Annotated in this window: 18 protein-coding genes; 8 read left to right on the top strand and 10 right to left on the bottom strand. The window is 48.3% G+C overall.

Translation table 11 applies throughout. The features are described 5' to 3' along the window. Positions 1–15 precede the first annotated feature (15 nt). The 4 genes from sdhA to ACOI06_RS05515 all read right to left on the bottom strand — a co-directional run bounded on the left by sdhA (position 16) and on the right by ACOI06_RS05515 (position 3,488). On the bottom strand, positions 16–1,800 hold the full coding sequence (sdhA, locus tag ACOI06_RS05530) for a succinate dehydrogenase flavoprotein subunit (protein ID WP_420661524.1): 1,785 nt from the start codon (positions 1,798–1,800) through the stop codon (positions 16–18). Positions 1,801–1,802: 2 nt separating this feature from the next. After that, the gene (sdhD, locus tag ACOI06_RS05525; protein WP_420661523.1) at positions 1,803–2,186 is read right to left on the bottom strand and encodes a succinate dehydrogenase, hydrophobic membrane anchor protein; all 384 of its coding nucleotides are present in this window, start codon (positions 2,184–2,186) and stop codon (positions 1,803–1,805) included. A 2-nt stretch (positions 2,187–2,188) separates the two neighbouring features. Beyond that, positions 2,189–2,602, bottom strand: coding sequence for a succinate dehydrogenase, cytochrome b556 subunit (sdhC, locus tag ACOI06_RS05520; RefSeq protein ID WP_420661651.1), 414 nt, complete (start codon positions 2,600–2,602; stop codon positions 2,189–2,191). A 130-nt stretch (positions 2,603–2,732) separates the two neighbouring features. Further along, positions 2,733–3,488: a GntR family transcriptional regulator gene (locus ACOI06_RS05515; protein ID WP_420661521.1), complete on the bottom strand. Its 756-nt coding sequence runs from the start codon at positions 3,486–3,488 to the stop codon at positions 2,733–2,735. Positions 3,489–3,779: 291 nt separating this feature from the next. Between ACOI06_RS05515 and ACOI06_RS05510 the strand changes: the two genes are divergently transcribed. The 6 genes from ACOI06_RS05510 to acnA all read left to right on the top strand — a co-directional run bounded on the left by ACOI06_RS05510 (position 3,780) and on the right by acnA (position 12,902). Then, a complete protein-coding gene (locus tag ACOI06_RS05510; RefSeq protein ID WP_420661520.1) occupies positions 3,780–4,769 on the top strand; it encodes a malate dehydrogenase in 990 nt (329 codons plus the stop codon). Between the two features lie 106 nt (positions 4,770–4,875). Beyond that, positions 4,876–5,766, top strand: coding sequence for a methylisocitrate lyase (prpB, locus tag ACOI06_RS05505; protein WP_420661519.1), 891 nt, complete (start codon positions 4,876–4,878; stop codon positions 5,764–5,766). A 24-nt stretch (positions 5,767–5,790) separates the two neighbouring features. Then, complete coding sequence (gene prpC, locus ACOI06_RS05500; RefSeq protein ID WP_420661518.1) at positions 5,791–6,963, top strand: bifunctional 2-methylcitrate synthase/citrate synthase; 1,173 nt, start codon at positions 5,791–5,793, stop codon at positions 6,961–6,963. Between the two features lie 83 nt (positions 6,964–7,046). Continuing rightward, on the top strand, positions 7,047–7,322 hold the full coding sequence (locus ACOI06_RS05495) for a GNAT family N-acetyltransferase (protein ID WP_420661517.1): 276 nt from the start codon (positions 7,047–7,049) through the stop codon (positions 7,320–7,322). A 30-nt stretch (positions 7,323–7,352) separates the two neighbouring features. Continuing rightward, positions 7,353–9,938, top strand: coding sequence for a bifunctional aconitate hydratase 2/2-methylisocitrate dehydratase (acnB, locus tag ACOI06_RS05490; RefSeq protein WP_420661516.1), 2,586 nt, complete (start codon positions 7,353–7,355; stop codon positions 9,936–9,938). A gap of 255 nt (positions 9,939–10,193) precedes the next feature. After that, positions 10,194–12,902 (top strand): aconitate hydratase AcnA, encoded by a 2,709-nt coding sequence (acnA, locus tag ACOI06_RS05485; RefSeq protein WP_420661515.1) that lies wholly within the window; start codon positions 10,194–10,196, stop codon positions 12,900–12,902. 144 nt (positions 12,903–13,046) lie between these two features. Here acnA and ACOI06_RS05480 read toward each other — a convergent pair whose 3' ends face one another. The 4 genes from ACOI06_RS05480 to ACOI06_RS05465 all read right to left on the bottom strand — a co-directional run bounded on the left by ACOI06_RS05480 (position 13,047) and on the right by ACOI06_RS05465 (position 17,170). After that, the gene (locus ACOI06_RS05480; RefSeq protein ID WP_420661514.1) at positions 13,047–13,727 is read right to left on the bottom strand and encodes a retron system putative HNH endonuclease; all 681 of its coding nucleotides are present in this window, start codon (positions 13,725–13,727) and stop codon (positions 13,047–13,049) included. 14 nt (positions 13,728–13,741) lie between these two features. Next, a complete protein-coding gene (locus ACOI06_RS05475) occupies positions 13,742–15,061 on the bottom strand; it encodes an AAA family ATPase (protein ID WP_420661513.1) in 1,320 nt (439 codons plus the stop codon). Positions 15,062–15,296: 235 nt separating this feature from the next. Continuing rightward, complete coding sequence (locus ACOI06_RS05470) at positions 15,297–16,085, bottom strand: heparinase II/III domain-containing protein (RefSeq protein WP_420661650.1); 789 nt, start codon at positions 16,083–16,085, stop codon at positions 15,297–15,299. Beyond that, positions 16,085–17,170, bottom strand: coding sequence for a heparinase II/III family protein (locus ACOI06_RS05465; protein WP_420661512.1), 1,086 nt, complete (start codon positions 17,168–17,170; stop codon positions 16,085–16,087). Before ACOI06_RS05465 ends, ACOI06_RS05470 begins: the two co-directional genes overlap by 1 nt. A 481-nt stretch (positions 17,171–17,651) precedes the next feature. Between ACOI06_RS05465 and ACOI06_RS05460 the strand changes: the two genes are divergently transcribed. Continuing rightward, positions 17,652–17,945 (top strand): DUF4365 domain-containing protein, encoded by a 294-nt coding sequence (locus ACOI06_RS05460; RefSeq protein ID WP_420661511.1) that lies wholly within the window; start codon positions 17,652–17,654, stop codon positions 17,943–17,945. Between the two features lies 1 nt (position 17,946). Further along, positions 17,947–19,080 (top strand): hypothetical protein, encoded by a 1,134-nt coding sequence (locus tag ACOI06_RS05455; protein WP_420661510.1) that lies wholly within the window; start codon positions 17,947–17,949, stop codon positions 19,078–19,080. Between the two features lie 721 nt (positions 19,081–19,801). Here the strand turns inward: ACOI06_RS05455 and ACOI06_RS05450 are convergent. Both ACOI06_RS05450 and ACOI06_RS05445 read right to left on the bottom strand, forming a co-directional pair. Next, on the bottom strand, positions 19,802–20,419 hold the full coding sequence (locus tag ACOI06_RS05450) for a PqiC family protein (protein ID WP_420661509.1): 618 nt from the start codon (positions 20,417–20,419) through the stop codon (positions 19,802–19,804). Between the two features lie 195 nt (positions 20,420–20,614). Further along, positions 20,615–22,402 carry an asparagine synthase-related protein gene (locus ACOI06_RS05445; protein ID WP_420661508.1) on the bottom strand — a complete coding sequence of 596 codons (1,788 nt, stop codon included), beginning with the start codon at positions 22,400–22,402 and terminating at the stop codon, positions 20,615–20,617. Positions 22,403–22,469 lie beyond the last annotated feature (67 nt).

Genomic DNA, 22,469 nt, shown 5'->3' with positions numbered 1-22,469 from the left:
ATTCCCAAAATTCGATCAGAAAGTACGGGGTTGTGGCGGGAAGCCTTCAGCCGTTTCAGGCTTACTGACAACAGGCTTGTATTGCAATCTGTTGCCATCGGTGTGCCACATCGTGTGTGCCATCCAGTTTTCATCATCCCGTTCTGGGAAGTCATCCAACGCGTGTGCACCACGACTTTCTTTGCGTGCAGCAGCTGAATGGATAGTTGCACGAGCCACTTCAATAATATTTTCCAGCTCCAGTGCTTCAACCCGTGCGGTATTGAACACTTTGGACTTGTCGTTAAACGACACGTTATCCACTTTGGCCACCAATGCATCAATCGCATCGCGACCTTTTTCCAGTGTTTCAACCGTACGGAACACACCGCAGTGTTTTTGCATGGTTTCGCGAATCTCGTCAGCCACTTCTTGAGTGTTCAAACCACCCTTGCGTTGCTCAAGGCGATTCACACGATCCAACGAAGCTTCGATAGCATGTTCAGGCGCAGCTTCCCAAGTGTGTTGACGCTCCAAGTGCTGCTCAACGATGTGATCACCGGCAGCACGACCAAACACCACCAGATCCAGCAGAGAGTTCGTACCCAGACGGTTTGCACCGTGCACGGACACTGAAGACACTTCACCGATCGCATACAAACCGTTCACGATCTTGGACTCTTGTTTTTCCCAATCCCAATCCATCACCTGACCACGATAGTTGGCAGGCACGCCACCCATCTGATAGTGAATGGTGGGCACCACTGGGATCGGATCGCGAATAGGATCCACGTTGGCAAACTTGATCGCAATTTCACGAATGGAAGGCAGACGCTTCTGAATGACATCCGCACCCAGGTGATCCAGCTTCAACAGCACGTGATCAGCATTGGGACCACATCCACGACCTTCTTTAATTTCTTGGTCCATTGAACGGGACACAAAGTCACGCGGCGCCAAGTCTTTCAGGTTCGGTGCATAACGCTCCATGAAGCGCTCACCGTCTTTATTCAGCAAGATACCGCCCTCACCACGCACACCTTCAGTGATCAGCACGCCTGCGCCAGCCACACCGGTAGGGTGGAACTGCCAGAACTCCATGTCTTGCAAAGCGATACCAGCACGAGCGGCCATACCTTGGCCGTCACCGGTGTTAATAAAGGCATTTGTTGATGCAGCCCACACACGACCCGCACCACCTGTAGCTAACACAGTCGCTTTGGCTTCAAGGACGTAAATCTCACCAGTTTCCATTTCTAGTGCAGTGACACCAACCACATCGCCTTCTGAGTTGCGCAACAGATCCAGCGCCATCCATTCGACAAAGAATTGTGTGCGAGAAGCCACATTTCGCTGGTAAAGCGTATGTAACAAAGCATGACCAGTCCGGTCAGCGGCTGCACAGGCGCGTTGAACAGGCTTTTCACCAAAGTTCGCTGTGTGACCACCAAATGGACGCTGATAAATTGTGCCATCTGGGTTACGGTCAAAAGGCATACCAAAATGCTCAAGTTCGTACACCGCATGCGGTGCTTCGCGGCACATGAACTCAATCGCGTCTTGGTCACCCAGCCAGTCCGATCCCTTCACGGTATCGTACATGTGCCAGTACCAATCGTCTTCACTCATGTTACCCAGTGAGGCACTAATGCCACCCTGGGCGGCCACTGTGTGCGAACGCGTCGGAAACACTTTGGACAACACGGCCACAGATAAACCTGCATTAGCCAATTGAAGGGAGCAACGCAGACCGGAGCCGCCGGCTCCTACGACGACGACATCAAACTTGCGTCGAGGCAATGATTTCTTGACAGCAGTCACGGTTAGATACTCCAGAGAATTTTAACAAAATAGAAGATTGAGGCCAGCAGCCACAGGACGGTCAGAACCTGCAGGAACAAACGCAATCCTGCGGACTTGATGTAGTCCATCCAAATATCACGCACACCAATCCAGGCATGCCATGCGAGCGACAAAAATGCCAGCGTTGCCAGCACCTGACCCATTGGGAAGGCGCCCAGTGTAAACGTAAACAGGGCTTTCCAGCCTTCGTAGGTAAATCCGGACATCATCAAGATGCCGACAAATAAAACGATGGTGTAAACCGCCATGATGACAGCCGTCATACGCTGCACTAGGAAGTCTTTCCAGCCGTAATGCGCACCAACGGTCAAGCGTTTTGCGCCGATCTTTTCCTGAGTCGTCATGATTACCAAGCTCCGAACAGTTTCAAGCCAAACAAAACAGTCAATGACAAGCTCACGCCAAACACTGCCATCGCACTTTTCTGAGCACTCACTTTATCCATACCGATATGTAAATCGAGTGTCAGATAGCGAATGCCTGCACAGAAGTGATGCAAATAACCCCACATCAATACCAGCAGAATCAGCTTCACAATCAGCATGTCTGCCACGATGGCCAATGCCGTAAAGCCAGCTTCTGAGGCCACACTCATCGCAAACAGCGGGACGAGAATGAGCGGCAACGCCAAAAAGAGAATCGCACCGCTAATACGATGCAAAATGGACGCATATCCGGCTGCGGGCATGCGGTACGTAAGGATCTGTCCGACGCTCACATTCCGAAATTCGGGGCGTCGTTTGGCAGCACTATCTGACATGTGATGGCCTCTGGCTAAGTTATTTAAAACGGGTAAACGTTGCTCAGTCACAAACGGACTGGTCATACGAATTTAACCTACCTATTTTCCACGATCTGATGAATAGATTCAAATCGCTCATGTAAATCGGTCAAATCAATGAGTTGTGGTAATAATACCGTTCAGTGTTGTAGTAACCGATGCGTAATTCTACCGCGCGATCTCCGTAAGTATAAGATGTTCGCTCAACCTTTAACACTGGTTGATCTGGCTCAAGCTCAAGAAGCGTTGCAATTTCCGCATCAACACGCTGTGCGCGTAGCTTTTCTTCGGCCCGCACCATGCTCACTTCAAAGTGATCCTCAAAGAGCCAATAAAGCGGGCCAGGCTTGTCTTTAAGAAGCTTGATGCTCATATCTTTGAACAATGCACCTGGTAAATAAATATCATCAACGAGTGTTGGTTTCTGTTCAAAACTCAACACGCGACGAATAAAAACCAAAGGCGCACCTGTTGTCAACTGCAAGGCGTTGGCTATTTCAGCAGTCGCTCGCACACGTCGACAAAACAAAATCTGACTTGTGGGCGCAACGCGCTCACCATCATCTGGCGTCAAACGTAAAAAGCGAAATCGAATGTGATCTTCTTGGTGGGTCGCAACAAATGTACCCCTACCCTGACGACGAATCACGATGTGCTCAGCAGCCAATTCATCAATCGCCTTACGGACAGTGCCTTGACTCACAGAGTAACGCGCAGCCAGTTCAACCTCACTAGGAATCATATCGCCCGGCCTCCATTCGCCAGCATCCAGCGCTTGCAAAAGCAAATCTCGAATCTGACGATACAGCGGACTATATGCCGCAGCACCGAGCTGCACACCCGCTTTGCTCTTGCCTTTGGTCACGAATTCTCCTTGAGATCATGCCTGTTGCCTTTAAAGCATCAGGTGTTGTTTTAATTCACAGTGCTGCAATTGTGTCATAAAGATGGCACAAAAACCACTGTCCTATGTCTTATATAAGATATAAGATTATTGACGCTATTGTCAAAGCAAGCTACGATACAGAACCATATAGATATCAACTCAATCACATCGTGGACATCAAAATCCGTCCGCGATTATCCGCAACAGGGCTAAACTGAAAAGTGAACAGTTTTTATGTCCTTATTGCCACCAAAAATTGGAGAACTCTGTATGTCCAAACCCGCCATGCGCGTCGCAGTTACCGGAGCTGCCGGTCAGATTGGTTACGCGCTTCTGTTCCGTATTGCTTCAGGTGAAATGCTCGGTAAAGACCAGCCTGTCATCTTGCAGCTCTTGGAAATCCCTGATGAAAAAGCGCAAAAAGCCCTCAAGGGCGTGATGATGGAACTCGATGATTGCGCATTTCCATTGCTGCAATCGATGAGCGCACATAGTGATCCCAAAGAAGCCTTTAAGGACGCAGACGTTGCCCTCTTAGTTGGCTCACGTCCCCGTGGGCCTGGCATGGAGCGTAAAGACCTGCTGACCGTTAACGCACAGATCTTTACCGTTCAAGGTCGCGCACTCAATGAAGTTGCCAGCCGTGATGTGCGAGTGCTAGTCGTCGGCAACCCAGCCAACACCAACGCCTACATTGCCATGAAGTCCGCACCGGATCTGCCCGCGAAAAACTTCACTGCGATGCTGCGTCTGGACCACAACCGTGCTTTGTCACAGCTTGCAACCAAACTTGATTGCCCTGTTGCCGACATTGAGAAGCTGGCAGTCTGGGGTAACCACTCACCCACGATGTACCCTGACTACCGCTTTGCGACGGTCAACGGTCAATCAGTCGCGACATTGATCAATGACGACGCTTGGAACCGCGATGTCTTTATTCCCACCGTCGGTAAACGTGGCGCTGCCATCATCGAGGCACGTGGCTTGTCTTCAGCCGCTTCAGCAGCAAACGCTGCAATCGACCACATCCGTGACTGGGTGCTGGGTAGCGATGGTCGCTGGGTCACGATGGGTGTGCCTTCTGATGGTTCCTACGGTATTCCTGAAGAAATTATGTACGGCGTGCCCGTGATCTGCGAAAACGGTGAATATGTCCGCGTCGAAGGCCTCGAAATCGATGCTTTCTCACGTGAACGTATGGATCACACACTCAATGAGTTATTAGAAGAACGTGACGGCGTGGCCGATCTGCTGAAATAAAACTGTCCGTTCTAGCGCACCTGAAAGCCGCGAGCCTGTTTATGGTTGCTACTTTTAGGCGCGCTTTACTTTTATATCAAAAACACCCGACTGGAGAACAAAGAACATGACTACGCAAAAATCCGCTGGCGCTCGGTTTCGTGCTGCACTCGCCGCAGAAAGTCCTTTGCAGGTGATCGGCGCGATCAACGCTAACCACGCCCTTTTAGCGCAACGCGCAGGATTTAAAGCAATCTACCTCTCTGGTGGTGGTGTGGCGGCGGGTTCACTCGGTCTGCCTGATCTGGGCATTAACACCTTAGATGATGTGCTCACCGATGTGCGCCGTATTACCGATGTCTGTGATTTACCCCTGATGGTCGACATTGACACCGGTCTTGGCCCTTCCGCATTCAACATCGCTCGTACCGTTAAAAGCCTGATTAAATTTGGCGCTGGCGCTTGCCATATCGAAGACCAAGTGGGTGCCAAGCGTTGTGGTCACCGTCCGGGCAAAGAGATTGTTTCCACGCAAGAAATGGCCGACCGCGTCAAAGCAGCGACCGATGCCCGTACCGATGACGACTTTTTTATTATTGCCAGAACCGACGCTATTGCAGTGGACGGTGTCGATGCTGCCATTGAGCGCGCACAAGCCTGCGTAGAAGCCGGTGCCGATGGCATTTTTGCAGAAGCCGCTTACGACTTAGAGACATTTGCCAAGTTTTCTGCAGCCATCGATGTGCCTTTGCTGGCAAATATCACTGAATTTGGTCAAACCCCACTCTTCTCAGTAGAAGAATTGGCTCAATCGGGTGTGGGCATTGTGCTCTATCCGCTGTCCGCGTTTCGCGCCATGAACAAAGCAGCTGAGGCGGTTTATGAAGCCATTCGCCGCGACGGTCATCAGCGCAATGTCGTAGACATGATGCAAACCCGCGAAGAACTCTACGACCGAATCGGCTATCACGATTATGAACAAAAGCTGGATGCTTTGTTCGCACAGAAAAAATCCTAAATCGACTTATTGGAGGTTGTTGCTATGACAACATCAAACGAAACTGCCGCAGACACTGCGGTCAAGCCAAAACCAAAAAAATCAGTCGCGTTATCCGGCGTTGTTGCTGGTAACACCGCACTGTGTACAGTGGGTCGCACCGGGAATGATCTGCACTATCGCGGCTATGACATCTTGGACTTTGCCGATGTCAGCGAATTTGAAGAAATTGCTCACTTGCTGATTCACGGCAAATTGCCCAACAAAGTCGAGCTCGCCGCATACAAAGAAAAACTGCGTGCACTGCGTGGCTTACCCATGCAAGTGCAAGAAGCACTCGAAGCACTGCCAGCTGCCAGCCATCCAATGGATGTAATGCGCACTGCCACATCTGTTCTGGGCTGTGTCCTGCCTGAGAAAGATGATCACAACGCACCCGATGCGCGTGACATCGCCGACCGCCTCATGGCATGCTTGGGATCTGCCCTGCTGTACTGGTATCAATTTAGTCACAACGGTCGTGTCATCGATGTACAAACTGATGATGACAGCATTGGTGGACATTTCTTACACCTGTTGCACGGTAAAGAGCCTAGTGAAGACTGGGTACGCGCCATGCACACCTCACTCATCCTGTATGCAGAGCATGAATTCAACGCGTCGACATTTACCTGCCGCGTCATTGCTGGCACAGGTTCCGACATGTACTCCGCCATCACCGGCGGTATTGGTGCGTTGCGTGGTCCTAAGCACGGCGGTGCCAATGAAGTCGCTTTCGAAATTCAAAAACGTTACGAAACACCCGATGAAGCCGAAGCTGACATTCGCGAACGTGTTGCGAACAAGGAAGTGGTGATTGGTTTTGGTCATCCTGTCTACACGATCTCCGACCCCCGCAACGAAGTCATCAAAAACGTTGCAAAACGTTTGTCTGACAATGCTGGCAATACCAAAATGTATGACATTGCCGAGCGTCTTGAAAGCGTCATGTGGGATGCCAAGAAAATGTTCCCCAACTTGGACTGGTTCTCAGCCGTGTCCTATCACATGATGGGCGTTCCAACCGCGATGTTCACACCGCTCTTTGTGATCGCAAGAACCGCTGGATGGGCTGCACACATTCTGGAGCAGCGTGCCGACAACAAGATCATCCGTCCGACCGCAAACTATATCGGACCGGAAAATCTCGAATTCGTCGCTATCGAAGATCGCAAGTAAATCTTTTAGTGTTGGGCTGATGTGAGACCAGATACGCTGACAATCGCATCATCCCGACTTTTACACAACCCAAAGGAATTGGCATGAACAACATCGAACACGATCGCCAGCAACAGCAATTTTCCATGATGGTGGATGGACACCAATGTGTCCTCGATTATCAGCTTAATGGCAATACAATGACGGTGACCCATACGGGTGTACCTTCGGCGGTCGGTGGTCGCGGCTTAGCTGCCCAGATCACAAAATTCGCGCTTGATCATGCGAAAGCTCAGGACTGGCGTGTGATACCAGCTTGCTCTTATGTCGCTGTTTATATCGAACGTCACCCCGAATACCAATCCCTTCTGAATGCTTAACCGTTCCTCTGATTATCAAGGTTCATATTTATGCTAGAAACATATCGTCAACACGTCGCAGAACGTGCCGAACTCGGCATTCCTGCACTCCCCCTCAGCGCCGAACAGACTGCTGATCTGATCGAACTGCTGAAGTCTCCACCTGCTGGTGAAGGTGAGTTCTTGCTGGATCTCTTTACACATCGCGTTCCCGCTGGTGTGGATAATGCGGCTAAAGTCAAAGCCTCTTATTTGGCTGCGGTCGCACACGGCACAGAACAGTGCCCTGTGATTTCACGCGAACACGCCACAGAACTCCTGGGCACCATGCTGGGTGGTTACAACATCTCCGCATTGGTCGAGCTGATCGACGACCCCGTTGTGGGTCAGATCGCCGTCAACGGCCTTAAAGATACTTTGTTGATGTTTGATGCATTCCACGACGTCAAAGAAGCCGCAGACAAAGGTAGCGCCAACGCCAAAGCTGTCTTACAAAGCTGGGCAGACGCCGAATGGTTCACCAAACGCCCTGCACTGCCTGAAAGCATCACACTGACGGTCTTTAAAGTCAGTGGCGAAACCAATACCGACGATCTATCACCCGCGCCTGATGCTTGGACACGTCCAGACATTCCGCTGCACGCTTTGGCCATGCTCAAAAACCCTCGTGACGGCATTACGCCAGACGAGCCTGGTGTGACCGGCCCCATGCGCTTTATTGAAGAGCTCAAAGAAAAAGGCCATACCATTGCTTACGTCGGCGACGTGGTCGGAACCGGCTCTTCACGTAAGTCTGCAACCAACTCCGTGCTCTGGCACTTTGGTCAAGACATCCCCTACGTTCCCAACAAGCGCTTTGGTGGCTTTTGTTTGGGTGGCAAAATTGCCCCAATCTTCTACAACACCATGGAAGATGCTGGCGCACTGCCCATCGAACTCGATGTGACCCAAATGAATATGGGCGACGTCATTGAATTGCGTCCCTACGAAGGGAAAGTTCTGAAAAACGGTGAAGTCATTTCAGAATTTGAAATCAAATCCGACGTGCTGTTTGATGAAGTGCAAGCTGGTGGCCGTATTCCCCTGATCATCGGTCGTGGTTTGACCACCCGTGCACGTGAAGCACTGGGTCTGGGTCACTCAACCGCATTCCGTCTGCCTAAAGATCCTGCCGATAGCGGCAAAGGCTACACTCTGGCTCAGAAAATGGTTGGTCGTGCTTGTGGCTTACCTGAAGGTAAGGGCGTTCGTCCTGGAACCTACTGTGAACCTCGCATGACTTCAGTCGGTAGCCAAGACACCACCGGCCCAATGACCCGCGATGAACTGAAAGATTTGGCTTGTTTGGGCTTTTCTGCAGACCTCGTGATGCAGTCTTTCTGCCACACAGCGGCCTATCCAAAACCTGTTGACGTCAAAACACACCACACACTGCCTGATTTCATCAGCACACGTGGTGGTATTTCCTTGCGTCCTGGTGACGGTGTGATTCACTCTTGGTTGAATCGCATGTTGTTGCCTGACACCGTCGGTACCGGTGCAGACTCACACACACGCTTCCCAATCGGAATCAGCTTCCCAGCCGGTAGTGGTCTGGTTGCCTTTGCGGCAGCCACCGGTGTGATGCCACTGGATATGCCTGAGTCCGTTCTGGTTCGCTTTAAAGGCAAGATGCAGCCAGGTGTCACCTTGCGTGATCTGGTCAACGCCATTCCGTTCTACGCCATCAAAAATGGTCTGTTGACAGTCGCCAAAGAAGGCAAGAAAAACGTCTTCTCCGGTCGCGTGATTGAAATCGAAGGTCTGCCCGATCTGAAGGTAGAGCAAGCCTTTGAACTGGCTGACGCAACCGCAGAACGTTCTGCCGGTGGTTGTACTGTCGCACTGAACAAAGAGCCCGTCATCGAATACCTGCGCAGCAACATCGTGATGCTCAAGTGGATGATCGCCAACGGCTACGAAGATGAGCGCAGTATCATGCGTCGCGTTAAAGCTATGGAAGCTTGGTTAGAAAACCCACAGCTTCTGAAAGCAGACCCCGATGCAGAATACGCCGCTGTCATCGAAATCGACATGGATGAAATCATCGAACCGATCGTCGCTTGCCCCAACGATCCAGATGACGTCAAAACCTTGTCCGACGTGGCCGGTGAAAAAATCGACGAAGTGTTTATCGGTAGCTGCATGACCAACATCGGTCACTTCCGTGCGGCATCTAAGCTTCTCGAAGGCAAGCGTGACATTCCTGTGCGTCTGTGGGTTGCACCACCCACCAAGATGGATGAGCAACAACTCACGGAAGAAGGTCACTACGGTGTCTTTGGCACTGCAGGTGCTCGCACCGAAATGCCCGGCTGCTCACTGTGCATGGGGAACCAAGCTCAGGTTCGCGAAGGCGCAACTGTCATGTCCACCAGTACACGTAACTTCCCCAACCGTCTGGGCAAGAACACCAACGTGTACCTCGGCTCAGCCGAACTGGCAGCCATTTGTTCACGTCTGGGACGCATCCCAACCCGTGAAGAATACATGGCCGATATTGGTGTCATTAATGAGAGCGGCGATGAAGTCTATCGCTACCTCAACTTTGATCAGATTCCTGACTATAAAGATGTCGCCGATCTGATTGAAGACTAAGCCTGAAACAAGTTGCGCGACTGATCTTCAATCGTGCAATTGATCTTCAAGCACTGGCCCCTGTTTGATTCTTCAGCAGGGGCTATTTTTTTAAATTCAGCCTCATTGCTAACCACCTAAAAATCGACACGGTTTAATCACAAGTTTTTCAACCAAACCTCATCAGATTTTTACGCTTTCTTTAATACCGCAAGATGGTTTATGTCTTTGGCTGCATACGATATGCTAGCGGCATCGATTGACTGGAGATTTTTTATGGTTCACAACACATTTAACACCTTGTCATCTTTCAAAATTGGAACGAAAGATGGCAAGTTTCATTCACTACCCGCACTCGGACAATCGTTAGGTGTCGACATTTCTAAGCTGCCGCTGTCTATTCGCGTCGTGCTGGAATCGGTCTTACGCAACTGTGATGATCGCAAGGTCACTCAACAACACGTACGCGAGCTTGCCAACTGGCAACCCAACGCGCAACGCACCTCCGAAATTCCATTTATTGTTTCACGCGTTGTACTGCAAGACTTCACTGGCGTGCCTTTACTGGCTGACTTAGCCGCGATGCGCTCTGTCGCACACGACAAAGGCAAATCCGCCACTGCCATCGAACCCTTAGTCCCCGTCGACCTTGTCGTCGATCATTCCGTCATGATTGACTATTTTGGAACACCGGATGCGCTCGATCTCAATATGAAAATTGAATTCGAACGCAACAAAGAACGTTACCAGTTCCTGAAGTGGGGTATGCAAGCATTCAACACATTTGGTGTAGTACCACCAGGCTTTGGCATTGTGCATCAGATCAATCTGGAATATTTAGCCCGCGGTGTACACCATGATGCAAAAACCGCTATGTACTACCCGGATACGCTAGTTGGCACCGACAGTCACACCACCATGATTAACGGGATTGGTGTGGTGGGTTGGGGCGTGGGTGGAATTGAGGCAGAAGCTGGCATGCTGGGCCAGCCCGTCTACTTCCTCACCCCAGATGTGGTGGGCGTTGAATTGAAAGGCGCGTTGCGTCCAGGTGTGACTGCCACCGACTTGGTTTTAACCATTACAGAAATGCTGCGTAAAGAAAAAGTGGTTGGCAAATTCGTTGAGTTCTGTGGTGCTGGTACGGCTAGCTTGTCCGTCACAGACCGCGCCACCCTCGGCAACATGGCACCCGAATACGGCGCAACCATGGGCTTTTTCCCGGTCGATGATCGCACCTTGGAATACTTCCGAGGTACAGGTCGTACTGCTGAAGAAATCGATGCGTTTGAAGCGTATTTCAAAGCACAAGACATGTTTGGCGTACCCAACGCCAGCGACATCCAGTACAGCCAGTTACTCACGCTAGATCTTGATACAGTCACACCGTCATTAGCGGGTCCTAAGCGCCCACAAGATCGCATTGAACTGGGTGATGTGAAAGACACATTCCGTCGCCTTTATAGCCAGTCAACCGCACAAGATGGATTCAACCAGCCAGAAGCAAAGTTTGAAGAAGTCATTCAAACACCAGAATCTGGCCCGATCCGCAATGGTGACATTCTAATTGCAGCTATCACATCCTGCACCAACACGTCTAACCCCAGCGTCATGCTGGCAGCTGGCCTAGTCGCTAAAAAAGCACATCAAGCCGGCCTCAAAGTGCCCAGTCATGTCAAAACCTCATTGGCACCCGGATCTCGAGTGGTCACCGACTATCTCCAGAAAACAGATCTACTCGACAGTCTAGATGCCTTAGGGTTTGATGTCGCTGCCTACGGGTGCACCAGCTGTATTGGAAACGCCGGTGATCTGCCTGCCGATGTCAACGCAGCCATCATCGACAACGATCTAGTCTGTGCTGCAGTACTCTCAGGTAACCGAAACTTTGAAGCGCGCATTCATGCCAACGTCAAAGCCAACTTCTTAGCTTCACCACCGTTGGTCGTTGCTTACGCGCTGGCAGGAACTATCAATAAGAATCTTGAGGTAGAGCCCATTGGTACAGGTTCGGATGGTCAACCGGTGTATCTAAAAGACCTCTGGCCCACACCCGAAGAAGTCAATTCATTACTTGAATACGCCATGGATCCCAAAGCGTATCGGGACAACTATGACAATGTCAAAAACAACCCAGGCGCACTCTGGGAAAGCATCCAGGGTGTGACAGGCGAGTTGTACGACTGGCCCGAATCCACTTACATCGCTCAACCACCTTTCTTTAATGACTTTACGTTTGAGCTTCCAACCATACCAACCGTCAAAGGCGCTCGGGCACTTGGGATCTTTGGGGACTCGGTGACCACGGACCATATTTCACCGGCTGGCTCCATCAAAGACACGTCACCTGCTGGTCAATGGTTGCTTGAAAATGGCGTTCGAAAAACCGACTTCAACAGCTACGGCTCACGTCGTGGCAACCATGAGGTCATGATGCGTGGCACATTTGCAAACGTTCGCATTAAAAACCTGATGATTCCGGCCTTGCCCGATGGCAGTCGCTTCGAAGGCGGCGATACCTTGTATCAACCCTCTGGCAAACAAATGTCAATTTATGATGCGGCAATGGCCTACCAGGCAGCCAATATTCCAACCGTTGTCTTTGGTGGTGAGGAATACGGCACTGGCTCATCACGTGACTGGGCGGCTAAAGGCACCCTGCTCCTAGGCGTCAAAGCAGTCATTGCCAGAAGTTTTGAGCGCATCCACCGCAGCAACTTGGTGGGTATGGGCGTTTTACCTTTGCAATTCAAAGGCAATGACGGTGTCGACAGCTTGCAGATCACGGGTACAGAAACCTTTGATATTGAAGGCCTCGATCAACCGATCAAACCGCAACAAGATGTCACGCTGGTGATACACCGTAAAAACGGCCAAACCGATCGTGTGCCAGTCTTACTGCGGATTGATACGCCCATTGAAGTAGATTACTACTTAAACGGTGGCATCTTGCCATTCGTTTTACGTGATCTGCTGGAAAACTAAGCAACACGCCTACCTCTGATCAGTCCGGTCGTATGATCGGCTGATCGACGCCAAACACCACCTCAGCAACTTAAAACAAGAAGATATAAGCAAGCAAAACTCACTAAAAACAGATCAACTCAAGGGATTCGTTTCAGTCATACACTACTTTTTTAAAAAATGTGCAATCGTTGTAGCGTATGCCTCATGACTGGTTTGTTCAATCTCTTCTGTCAAATAAGCTTGCCGATCTTCAGGTGGCCAGGTAGCCAATTCGTCAAGATCCGCTAAAAGTTTGTCTTTATATATTTTCAAAGCATTGGCACGCGCACCAACTAAAGCTCCACTATTCAGTCCAAACACTCGAATAGTTTCTTCTGCTCTTTGAATATCCTTAGCATCCAAACCTAATCTTACATGCACTTGCCCCGACACATGAAAATGCAAATAAAATTCTGGATTATGCTCGTCTGGTTTAATGAGCTGATCAGGATCATATTCAGGCCCATCCTTGCGATCTTTATAATGCCCGCAATGTTGATTTGAGTCACAAGCCAGAAACAAATTCTCCCAAACAAAGGTCAATTCAGGATAAAAAGCTGAGCCCTTTCTGCGAAAATGTTCTATGTGTCCACCTGCATAAATCCGACCTTCACAATATGCACAACGCACGTAATCTTTATTTAATTGCTCTGTTGGATTCAGAGCTACACCCTGCATTTGTACTAATGAAGATCGTATCTCCCGCTTACATTGATTACCTAAATCATCCCAGTTTTGTGACTGATAATCATATTCAACTAAACAATTTGGAGTAGATGCATTAGAACGCTCAAGCTTATGCATTAACCACGATCCTTTTATCTGTCTGCTTGACGAAGCTTGTAACTCTGAAAGCGAATCAAACGATCCGCATCTAGTAAAACAGAATGTTCTGCACCATAAATATCAATTAGTTTTTGACGTAATGATTGACCTTCAGCCTGATCTTGCAAACCATTTTCAATTAAGGTTATATAGCTTGAAATCAGCCGCGCTTCCTCAACTGGCGGAATTGGATTAACACCCATTACATCATTTAGTGCAATGGCACTTTCCAGACCTAAGACTTCTTGAGAAGGTGTTTTTGCCTGCCATTGACCTTCTGTATCTTTAAACAAAACTCGAACATGACGGCGTGCCACAGTCGAGAGCACCTGTGGGCTATGGCTGCTGACAATGAATTGCAATTTAGGAAAAGCTCGACGCAAAGCTTCTAATACACGCTGTTGCCATGCTGGATGCAGATGTAGATCAACCTCATCAATCAGCACAATCCCCGTGCTTTTCTGAGGTGCCATCTCTCCCAAATAACCATTAAGACGTACACAGCGCAGAGCCAAGTCTGCTGCTAGGGAAATCATGGCTCTAACACCATCGCTGAGCATACTGATAGGCAAAGCACCATGATCAGGATGCACCATTGCCAACTCATCAAAAACAAAGCTGTAGTGAAAATTGTGCCATCCTTCATCACGCATAACCGTATCCACGGCCTGTTGCATACCTTGAAGTCGTGGTCCTAAGTTAGATTTCTCATAACCGGGTATTTCACGCTGTTGATGAACAGCATGAGTCGCTTTTTTTGTCCACTCTTGCAATTGCACAAAGCTAGACAGCGATGACAGGCAATCCTCATACCCTGCCGTACGGCTTTGGGTCAAGATAGCCTTGCTACTCACGTTTTTATGACTAACCCATAAACGTTTAGAGCTGTAATAACGCATTATCGGTAAAGAAACATCTGCAACTGTACGTAGACTTTCTTGGAGTTGTTTCCCCCAATCCGCCAAAGGTGCGGCATCTTTGGTTGTTGTACGACCTTTTATGCTCTTCAAGGCACGCTGCCATTGAATAGTAGTCGGCTCATTGATTTCGGCGCAAATAATGACAGGAAAATTCTGGATGTTTTGAAACCCATCACTTTCGACTGTATATCGAGCATCGGTAGGGCGAATATGTTCAGACCGCCCATAGTCAAAAGCACCAACAAACGGGCCTAAAGAAGCAGCAACAGCTTCTAAGACTGTAGTTTTCCCTTGCCCATTACGCGCAGCAATGACAGTAAGTTCAGGGTCAAAGTCAATTGCAAAATTTTCAAAGCGTCGATAATTCGTTAGCGCGATGCGTTTGAGTTTCATGTTATATCCTCATCGTGTTATTACTCGCGCTGATCGTGCATGGATGTATGTCTTTCAACTTACATGCAGTAAATTCCAAAGAGCAATCCATACCTACATTCAAGTACCGTGAGTACCAAAATTCTAGTCTCTAAAATTGTAACATTCCCCGCCCATCCCAATAAACACAACTCGTTTAAGCGATCCTACACACCAACCCCTTAGGCCCCCTACCTCCCGAGGTCTCACACACTGATCAAATAAGCTTTCTAAGGGTTTGTAACGACTTACTTAAGGCAGTGCTCAGTAAAGATTCAGATCGGCGTTGTTTACGATGACCGGTTTCAGGGCTCCTAACGTTTTGCGAATCTGAATCTGCTAAGGCTATTTGGATGACATTTAAAATCTGCGCATCATGAATAGTCAGGCTATTGTTTTTTAGTTCCACTAGGGGTGCTGAGTCACATTCTGACAAGTGAAAAGAGGTTAAAAACATATTCTCTGTCGTCAATGTTCCATCGATTGTGACAGCCGTCGTTGGCTCATAGCTTAAATAATCATGAGACACCCAGCCTAGCAACTCACCGTCTTCGTTCAATCCTTTGACGACATTCGTTGTTATTTCTCCCGCTTGAGAATTGGTTTGAACTTTCAATGGAGACGATGTTTCACTGTACCCAATCAGCTCATGTTCAGATCGTTTTGTGATGTGATAAGACTCATCAAAATGCCAAGCAATTCGCACTTGACGACTAGGGAGCTGTTCCTCCAAGCTCTTAACTGAGTCAATTACATACAACACATCACCAGGCCGATAAATCAACGCTCTGGTATGGGTAAAAGACTGTTCCTTATTCTTAACCTCTCCGATCACAATCCAATAACCAGATAGGTTGGTCGGCGCAAGTGAAATAGCCGAACCATAGGCCTGTTCAGATGTTCTAGAGGGGCTGATACCGTCTACAGTCACCGTATTGTGAGCCTGACTACTTAGGAAATAGTCCCGAAAACGATCTGACTGATAGCCGTATTTACCGGGGTCGATCAGAATGTAGTTTCCCCTTCCTGCCAGATAAATGACAAATCATCGGCATGTTTGTGAACATCAGTGTAGAACGAACCCTGGAAAAAAACAAAACGGCTGGCGCTCACTGGGATCTCAGGCTTCGATCGAATGACGGCATAGCCATCAATCTGAGCACCCATTTCTGTTTCCGTACTTTCATGCGGCCAGAGTTCAATCAAATCCTTTTTAATCGTTGAACGTTTCTGTCCTTTGTCAGAGTCACCGATCGGCACACACTCAAAAGCCGGTGTCACAAGCCAGCACTTCGCAATCTCAGCTTGAGCAAGCAATTGGCGTATATGCGTCATTTCAGCATCTTGCCACCATGGTGCCTTCAATAAAGTCGTGATTTTTTGAACTGCAAAAAAATGGTAATCAGGCGAGTCTTCAGTATGCACACCAAATTGACCCAATTGTCTGCCTAGCATTATTTTTATTTGCTCCCGTGCATACCGACTCGCTTTACGTAGCAATGACAAACGCTTCCATTCAACTTTAGATTGAAGCACCCAGGCAAGTGACATCAGCCCGTTTAGCTGAAAAATACCGTGATTTCCAGAACTCAGCTCCTCCAGATTCATTAACCTTTTCAGATGTTTGACAACAAGTTGATCAACGTTTTCTATAGGGTTTTCAACATTCAGTTTTTTACAGCGCAACACAAAATAGGCAATTTTGAGTGCACGCAACCCGACCGCCATGTCATACCAAAGCCATTCTTCGATCTCTGGATTTCGATTGGTTTTTTCATAATCAAACCAACTTGTTATGACTTTTGCAATGTATTCAATATCAGCATTCGAAAAGCGAGCAAGAAATGGGTCCAGCATTTGCCACGCATGTAACTGAAATACCCAGTTTCGATCGTGATACGGATCAAGACTCCAATCCATTGGAAAGGTGATCTTGTAGGGTGGCAAATCAGCTCGACCAAGCGCCACAAAGCCTTGATTGAAATACTCCCGAATTTCAGAATCAAGGTCTCGTGATGGCTTTATTTCGTAATCACTTAAAACTAAATGACTATCATCAATTGAATTTTTATTCACTGGTTTATCTGTCATTGCCTCTTGCATCTACCTCTATTGGCAAAGTCCAACAAGACTCGAACCTCATCGCACAACTTTGTAACCGATATGCATGCTGATGCCAAAACAGCCTTTAATGCCATGGGATACACCATCACATCATCAGCGTATCAAAATCATTCCAAGGCAGGCCAAATCCATCCTTCCACAAAATTGCCATTTTGATTAATTGTTTGAATCGCAGCTCTTTAGCCATCGGAGAATCGCCTTGACTCACCCACTTTCAATCCAGAACCGAGAGTCCGAGTTAAGTTATGCATACCTCCATGCTGTTACTGCATACGCAGGAATGGATTGCGCTGTATCCACTCGTCACCAAGACAATGCGGGCGTTGATGCCACGATAACCGCCTGGGGACAGTTTCCGAACTCCATCCTCACTGAGGTCAAGCTATCCATACAGTTGAAGGCGACCACATTAAAACCACCTGAATCCAAGTAAGGTTTATCCTACTTTTTGAAAGGTATTTCTCAGTACAACGCCCTTCGCTCTGCCACACTCATGATTCCAAGAATTCTTGTTGTACTGTTCTTGCCTGCACAGGAAGATTTATGGATCGAGCAGACACCTGAGCATTTGATGCTTAGAAAGTGTGCTTATTGGCGCAGTCTGAATGGCGCGCCAGAAACGATCAACAACGCGGGGGTCACGATTCAATTGCCACATCAAAACATTTTTACCGTTCACAGCTTAAAAATACTGATGGAAAGAATCGCATGTAACGATCCATTGCACTACGATGAAATTTGAAATGACAATTCAACCGTCTGATCTACGTGATCTCACCAAATCTTTAGGCTGGAAACAGATTGAGGGAACTGCCTCTAGTCTTCGGTTTTTTTTACTTGCACATCAAGAATTTCCCTATAGGCAAATACGAATACCCACTGATGCTACATATAGTGATGCAGAGGACTGCAAACTTGAAGCCATCGAAACGCTGGCGTCACTCCACAATTTAACCGTGCCAACGATCATTTCCAAATTGGCACGCGTACGTAGCGATTCCGTGCAGTATCGTTTATTGGGCGGCACGACAAACAATTCCAGCATTCCCTTAACATTCGCAAAACAGGTTTTGACAGCCACTGAGCAGATTCTCCGAGCTGCGGCTTGCAACGTGGTGGCGCCCAGCCTACACCATCTTAGAATGGGCAGATCAGAGGCACAAGAATTCATCCAACTAAGCCGATTTGATCACACTGAGCGTGGAAGCTTTGTGGTCCGCGTGTCATGCGACATTGATGCAATGGGAGCTATGCCCTCTGCGCTTGAAACAAACAATACCTTTGTACGAGAAGCTATGCTGGGAATCCATCAGGCAACATCCAGCTTAGTTCAAGCGATCGAGATCGACGATATTGACTCATGGTTAGTTTCAGAAAAAAACCTTGAACAACCAACCATTTCTTCTAACTTTTGTGAAGGGCTAACGCGTCTCCATGACGCCCAACTGAATAATGATGTCGAACTACGTTTTGATTGGGCATTGAAACACCCAGTTGATCAAACACGACAAACACCTGTTCTGATTCGGAAGGCATACTTCCCAGTGATTGAAGAAGTACGGCAGGAATTACGCAGACACAGCACACACAAAACAGACATGTTTGTCGGAAGTGTGGAGCAATTGTTAGGCGAACTTAATGAATCTGGTCGCCGTGAAGGTGAGGTCGTGCTTTTGCTTCTGGATTCTGAAACCGGGGAAAGCATTCGCGCCAAAACATCCTTGAATGCGGCGCAATATGCCATTGCACTCACTGCCCACGAAAGCCAGACTGGATATATTTTAGTTTTCGGTGAGCTCTCTATGTCTGGCCGCCAACCTAGATTCTTAAAAAAAGTGAGTCGTTTCGAACGTATCCAAGATAACCATCCCGGATAAGGCTTGCAACAATACGATGTAATTGCCATGTTTCACATCAGCGAGATATTGAAAATATGATAAAGCTTGGCTGCATGCAGTCTGCCACGCTTTGTTTACTCACACTCTTAAATATCACCAAAAAGTGAGATGTAAGGGGCAGTCCAGAAATCCCATTTCACAAACTACAAACGTGAGTGTTTAAGGAAGCACAAATTCTGCTGAAATGAACTACCTTCATCACACTGCACTGACGCAATCACAGCTCATAGGATTTTCAGTTTAATTGTTATTAACACCTCTACCTAAGGCTACGGCTTCAAAGCACTTGACAGAGAAGGTGTTGGCTAATTCACTGTCACCTAGGATAAGCGACCACCGTGTCATCGAAAACGAGGCTCTCGACGTTTCTTTAGATCATGTCGTTAAAAACGACATGTCCCAAAAACATGTCGCCATTTCGCCAAATCGAGAACATGAGTTGCTGACATGTCGTTGTCAGCGACATAAGCTGAAAACGTGTCGCCAAAATAACCTTTTTGCATCATGAAGGATATCGCACCGACTTGGCATCCGGAACAACACCACAATCACTTACCAGCAATACTACCTTTTCAGGAGTTAGAGACTAGACCTGTGCTTAAACATTGTATTGAAGCTCGCACGCAATGGCGGTGCTCAAACAAGCGGGCGACTTTTATTCTGTATTTCGGTTCGCTTTGATTTCTGGCTTGAGAATTTTCTAGCGCTTTGTGCACTGAACACCTGTTGGTGCCTTGTTTGTGCGCAGTGTTTGGGCAATCTGCTTGGCTAAATCCTGAACATTCAACTGCTGTGCCTGCACCAACGGTGCCACACCAGGTTCGCTGGCCTGACGGCTAACGCTATGGCAGATTAATTGCTTGGCAGGTTTGACAGAAGTCACTTGCCAAACCGTTTCCAATACCGCTTGTTTAGCCGGTTCTAACTCAAACCCCTGGATCTGCACGTTCACTTTAACGACATCTGCGGCATTGTCACCCGGCATTCCTTGTATGGGAGGTACACCCAGTTCATTTGTGAGAGCCTGTGTGAGAGATTGCTGAACCTGTTCTTGTAAGGGTGAGCCCCAGCGGTCATACGTCAAAACCATCAAACGATTATCAGATTGTCTAACCACGATTGGGGTGTCATTCATCTGCCCAGACAAACCTGCAACCGTCACACGATAAGGCTTTATCCAAGCGTCTGACGATGCAACAGATTGCTTCACGGTCACCGTTGGTGACAAGGTGTAATAATGCACGTCCTGCCCCCCAGCGCAACCAGCCAGAGCAGCCGCGCCAACGAACATTGCAATCCATTTCCATTGTTTTTTCATCAAAATTTACGTGCGACACGCTGTGCCTTGAGTCGAATAAGTTTTACATATTCGTCTACCAACTCTTGCCTCGCACTCTCCCCTTTCGTTTAGGCTGTTTGCAACGTCACTTATACCGTTGATTTCTGACTCGGTGCAACAACTCATCGCAACCTCGCAGTGTCGTAACGCAGTATCACAACTCAGTGCAGCAAATTAATGCCGCAACTCAGCACGATGAAATTCAGCTTCAGGTTGCTTTTGCAATGTAGGTGCCAGCATCATGAAGTTCTTTTGCCATTGCAGATAACCGAGTAAGGCAACTACTGATCTTGTATCACTTGTTGCCATGCCAAACGATAGTTGTTCGAGTGATAGTTGAACCTTTTGTAGATCAATCCAGTCTGAGCTCGCTTCCTGCAGTAACTCATCAAATTGCGCCCGACAATCCTCAATGTACCGCAATTGAAACGAGTTAAAGACAAACGTATCACTTTTGCGCTGGCGTAAAGACTCGGGCACAACGCCAGCCTGAGCTTGGCGTAGCAATGATTTGTAGGGCACTTCAAAATCATGAATCAAAAAAGCGCTCACTTCGTTGTAGATGTAGTCTAAGAGCGCAAGATCACAAAATGGTGATGCGTCTACCAGCCCTTTCGCATCAAAATGCGCCTGACACACCGTACGTGGTGCAGAAAAATAGCCCCAATCATCACAAATAATGCCTTGGCTAAACAAATCTGCTTCGGCTTGACGGCGCTCTTGCGAGTAAACATTAAGGCCTTTCCCAGCTCGCAGCCAAGACACTTCATTGGTCAGCATCCTATCCATATTCACATCGCTGATATCCCAGGCGCTGAGCTGTGATAAGCCCGGTGTGTTAAGTAATGCTCTATGCCAAGCAGCCGGTATCAGTGACAATAAACACTGCCAACTCAGATTCAATTGTCCACGCGAAAGTAGTCGACTCACACCCGGTAAGGTCTGCTTCCAAAGCGAATATTCACCATGTTCTAGCAGGTACGGTAAAAAAGCGGGGGAACGCAAAAAAAGCTGATCTGCCCCATAGCCTGTGAAGATATAAGAGCCGGGTGCAGCAATCTCTGCCACCGCTCGAGAAAAAATATCGCCATACCAAAAAAAATCACTCGGCTCATCGCTGTAGCTTGGTGATTCAGGCATCCCTCTTGGCAATGCCTCGGGTGGCAGAACGGTTAAATCAATGTCATAGCGATGCGCAACCTCGCGCGCATATTGTTCACTCACCGCATGAGAGGGAATATCTGGTTGAGAAAACATCACGCCCCGAATGGGACGCTTTGGATGCTCACCTAACAAACAAGCAATAAACGAGGAATCGAGCCCGCCTGAGATCTCAACACAGATTTCTGCATCAGGTCGTGCTTGTAACCGGGTTTCAACCGAATCGCGCAACAACCTTAGAATTTCAGGCGCCATCTCTTCACGTGACTGATTGCGATCAAGGTTATATCGGTACTGACGCTGGACCAGTTGCTGTCGCGTCACTCGATCTGACCGGAATGTCACCAACTCACCTGGCAACACACGTTGAACATCAACCAATGGTGTTTCAACCGATAAACACTGATGACCTGGCACGATGAAACAATGTCTAGCGAAATAGTCCTGATTCCAAACAGAATCCTCATCCCAAAACGTGTAGAGCCGATTGGCAACTACGCGATCACGTTCACGATAAAAAATCTGAAATTGTGACGTCAGACTCTTATACGCATAGATTTCATGGGCCGTTTCAATAATGGCCACAAAATCACCCTGCACCTGCGCCAGTCCGCTAGGCCCATCTCGATCCAAGACTTGTATCAACGCCTCACGTGCCTGTAGACCCGTGAGATCGCCCACACGCTGAATAATTCCTTCCACAAAAACCGTGCCATCACGCCAACGCTGTGTTGAGCAAGTCGAGTTTACGGGACTTGTGAGCGAGTCTGTGCGTTCTGTGTTGACGTGAACATCATTCATAGCAGATTAGTTTTATTCATAGGTTGCCCATAATCACTGCCACACCCACACTTTGCCAAAGCGTGAA

Origin of the sequence: Orrella sp. 11846, assembly GCF_048820935.1 — a bacterium.
GTDB lineage: Bacteria > Pseudomonadota > Gammaproteobacteria > Burkholderiales > Burkholderiaceae_B > Algicoccus.
The sequence above is the reverse complement of the archived record's forward strand: the minus strand, read 5'-3'. Positions and strand labels throughout refer to the sequence as shown.

Excerpts from the sequence above, each read along its gene's own strand:
- ACOI06_RS05475 (WP_420661513.1), bottom strand. The coding sequence starts at position 15,061 with ATGAAACTCAAACGCATCGCGCTAACGAATTATCGACGCTTTGAAAAT.
- prpB (WP_420661519.1), top strand. The coding sequence starts at position 4,876 with ATGACTACGCAAAAATCCGCTGGCGCTCGGTTTCGTGCTGCACTCGCC.
- ACOI06_RS05480 (WP_420661514.1), bottom strand. The coding sequence starts at position 13,727 with ATGCATAAGCTTGAGCGTTCTAATGCATCTACTCCAAATTGTTTAGTT.
- prpC (WP_420661518.1), top strand. The coding sequence starts at position 5,791 with ATGACAACATCAAACGAAACTGCCGCAGACACTGCGGTCAAGCCAAAA.
- acnB (WP_420661516.1), top strand. The coding sequence starts at position 7,353 with ATGCTAGAAACATATCGTCAACACGTCGCAGAACGTGCCGAACTCGGC.
- ACOI06_RS05495 (WP_420661517.1), top strand. The coding sequence starts at position 7,047 with ATGAACAACATCGAACACGATCGCCAGCAACAGCAATTTTCCATGATG.
- ACOI06_RS05455 (WP_420661510.1), top strand. The coding sequence starts at position 17,947 with ATGACAATTCAACCGTCTGATCTACGTGATCTCACCAAATCTTTAGGC.
- ACOI06_RS05465 (WP_420661512.1), bottom strand. The coding sequence starts at position 17,170 with ATGACAGATAAACCAGTGAATAAAAATTCAATTGATGATAGTCATTTA.
- sdhD (WP_420661523.1), bottom strand. The coding sequence starts at position 2,186 with ATGACGACTCAGGAAAAGATCGGCGCAAAACGCTTGACCGTTGGTGCG.
- ACOI06_RS05450 (WP_420661509.1), bottom strand. The coding sequence starts at position 20,419 with ATGAAAAAACAATGGAAATGGATTGCAATGTTCGTTGGCGCGGCTGCT.
- ACOI06_RS05445 (WP_420661508.1), bottom strand. The coding sequence starts at position 22,402 with ATGAATGATGTTCACGTCAACACAGAACGCACAGACTCGCTCACAAGT.
- acnA (WP_420661515.1), top strand. The coding sequence starts at position 10,194 with ATGGTTCACAACACATTTAACACCTTGTCATCTTTCAAAATTGGAACG.
- sdhC (WP_420661651.1), bottom strand. The coding sequence starts at position 2,602 with ATGTCAGATAGTGCTGCCAAACGACGCCCCGAATTTCGGAATGTGAGC.
- ACOI06_RS05510 (WP_420661520.1), top strand. The coding sequence starts at position 3,780 with ATGTCCAAACCCGCCATGCGCGTCGCAGTTACCGGAGCTGCCGGTCAG.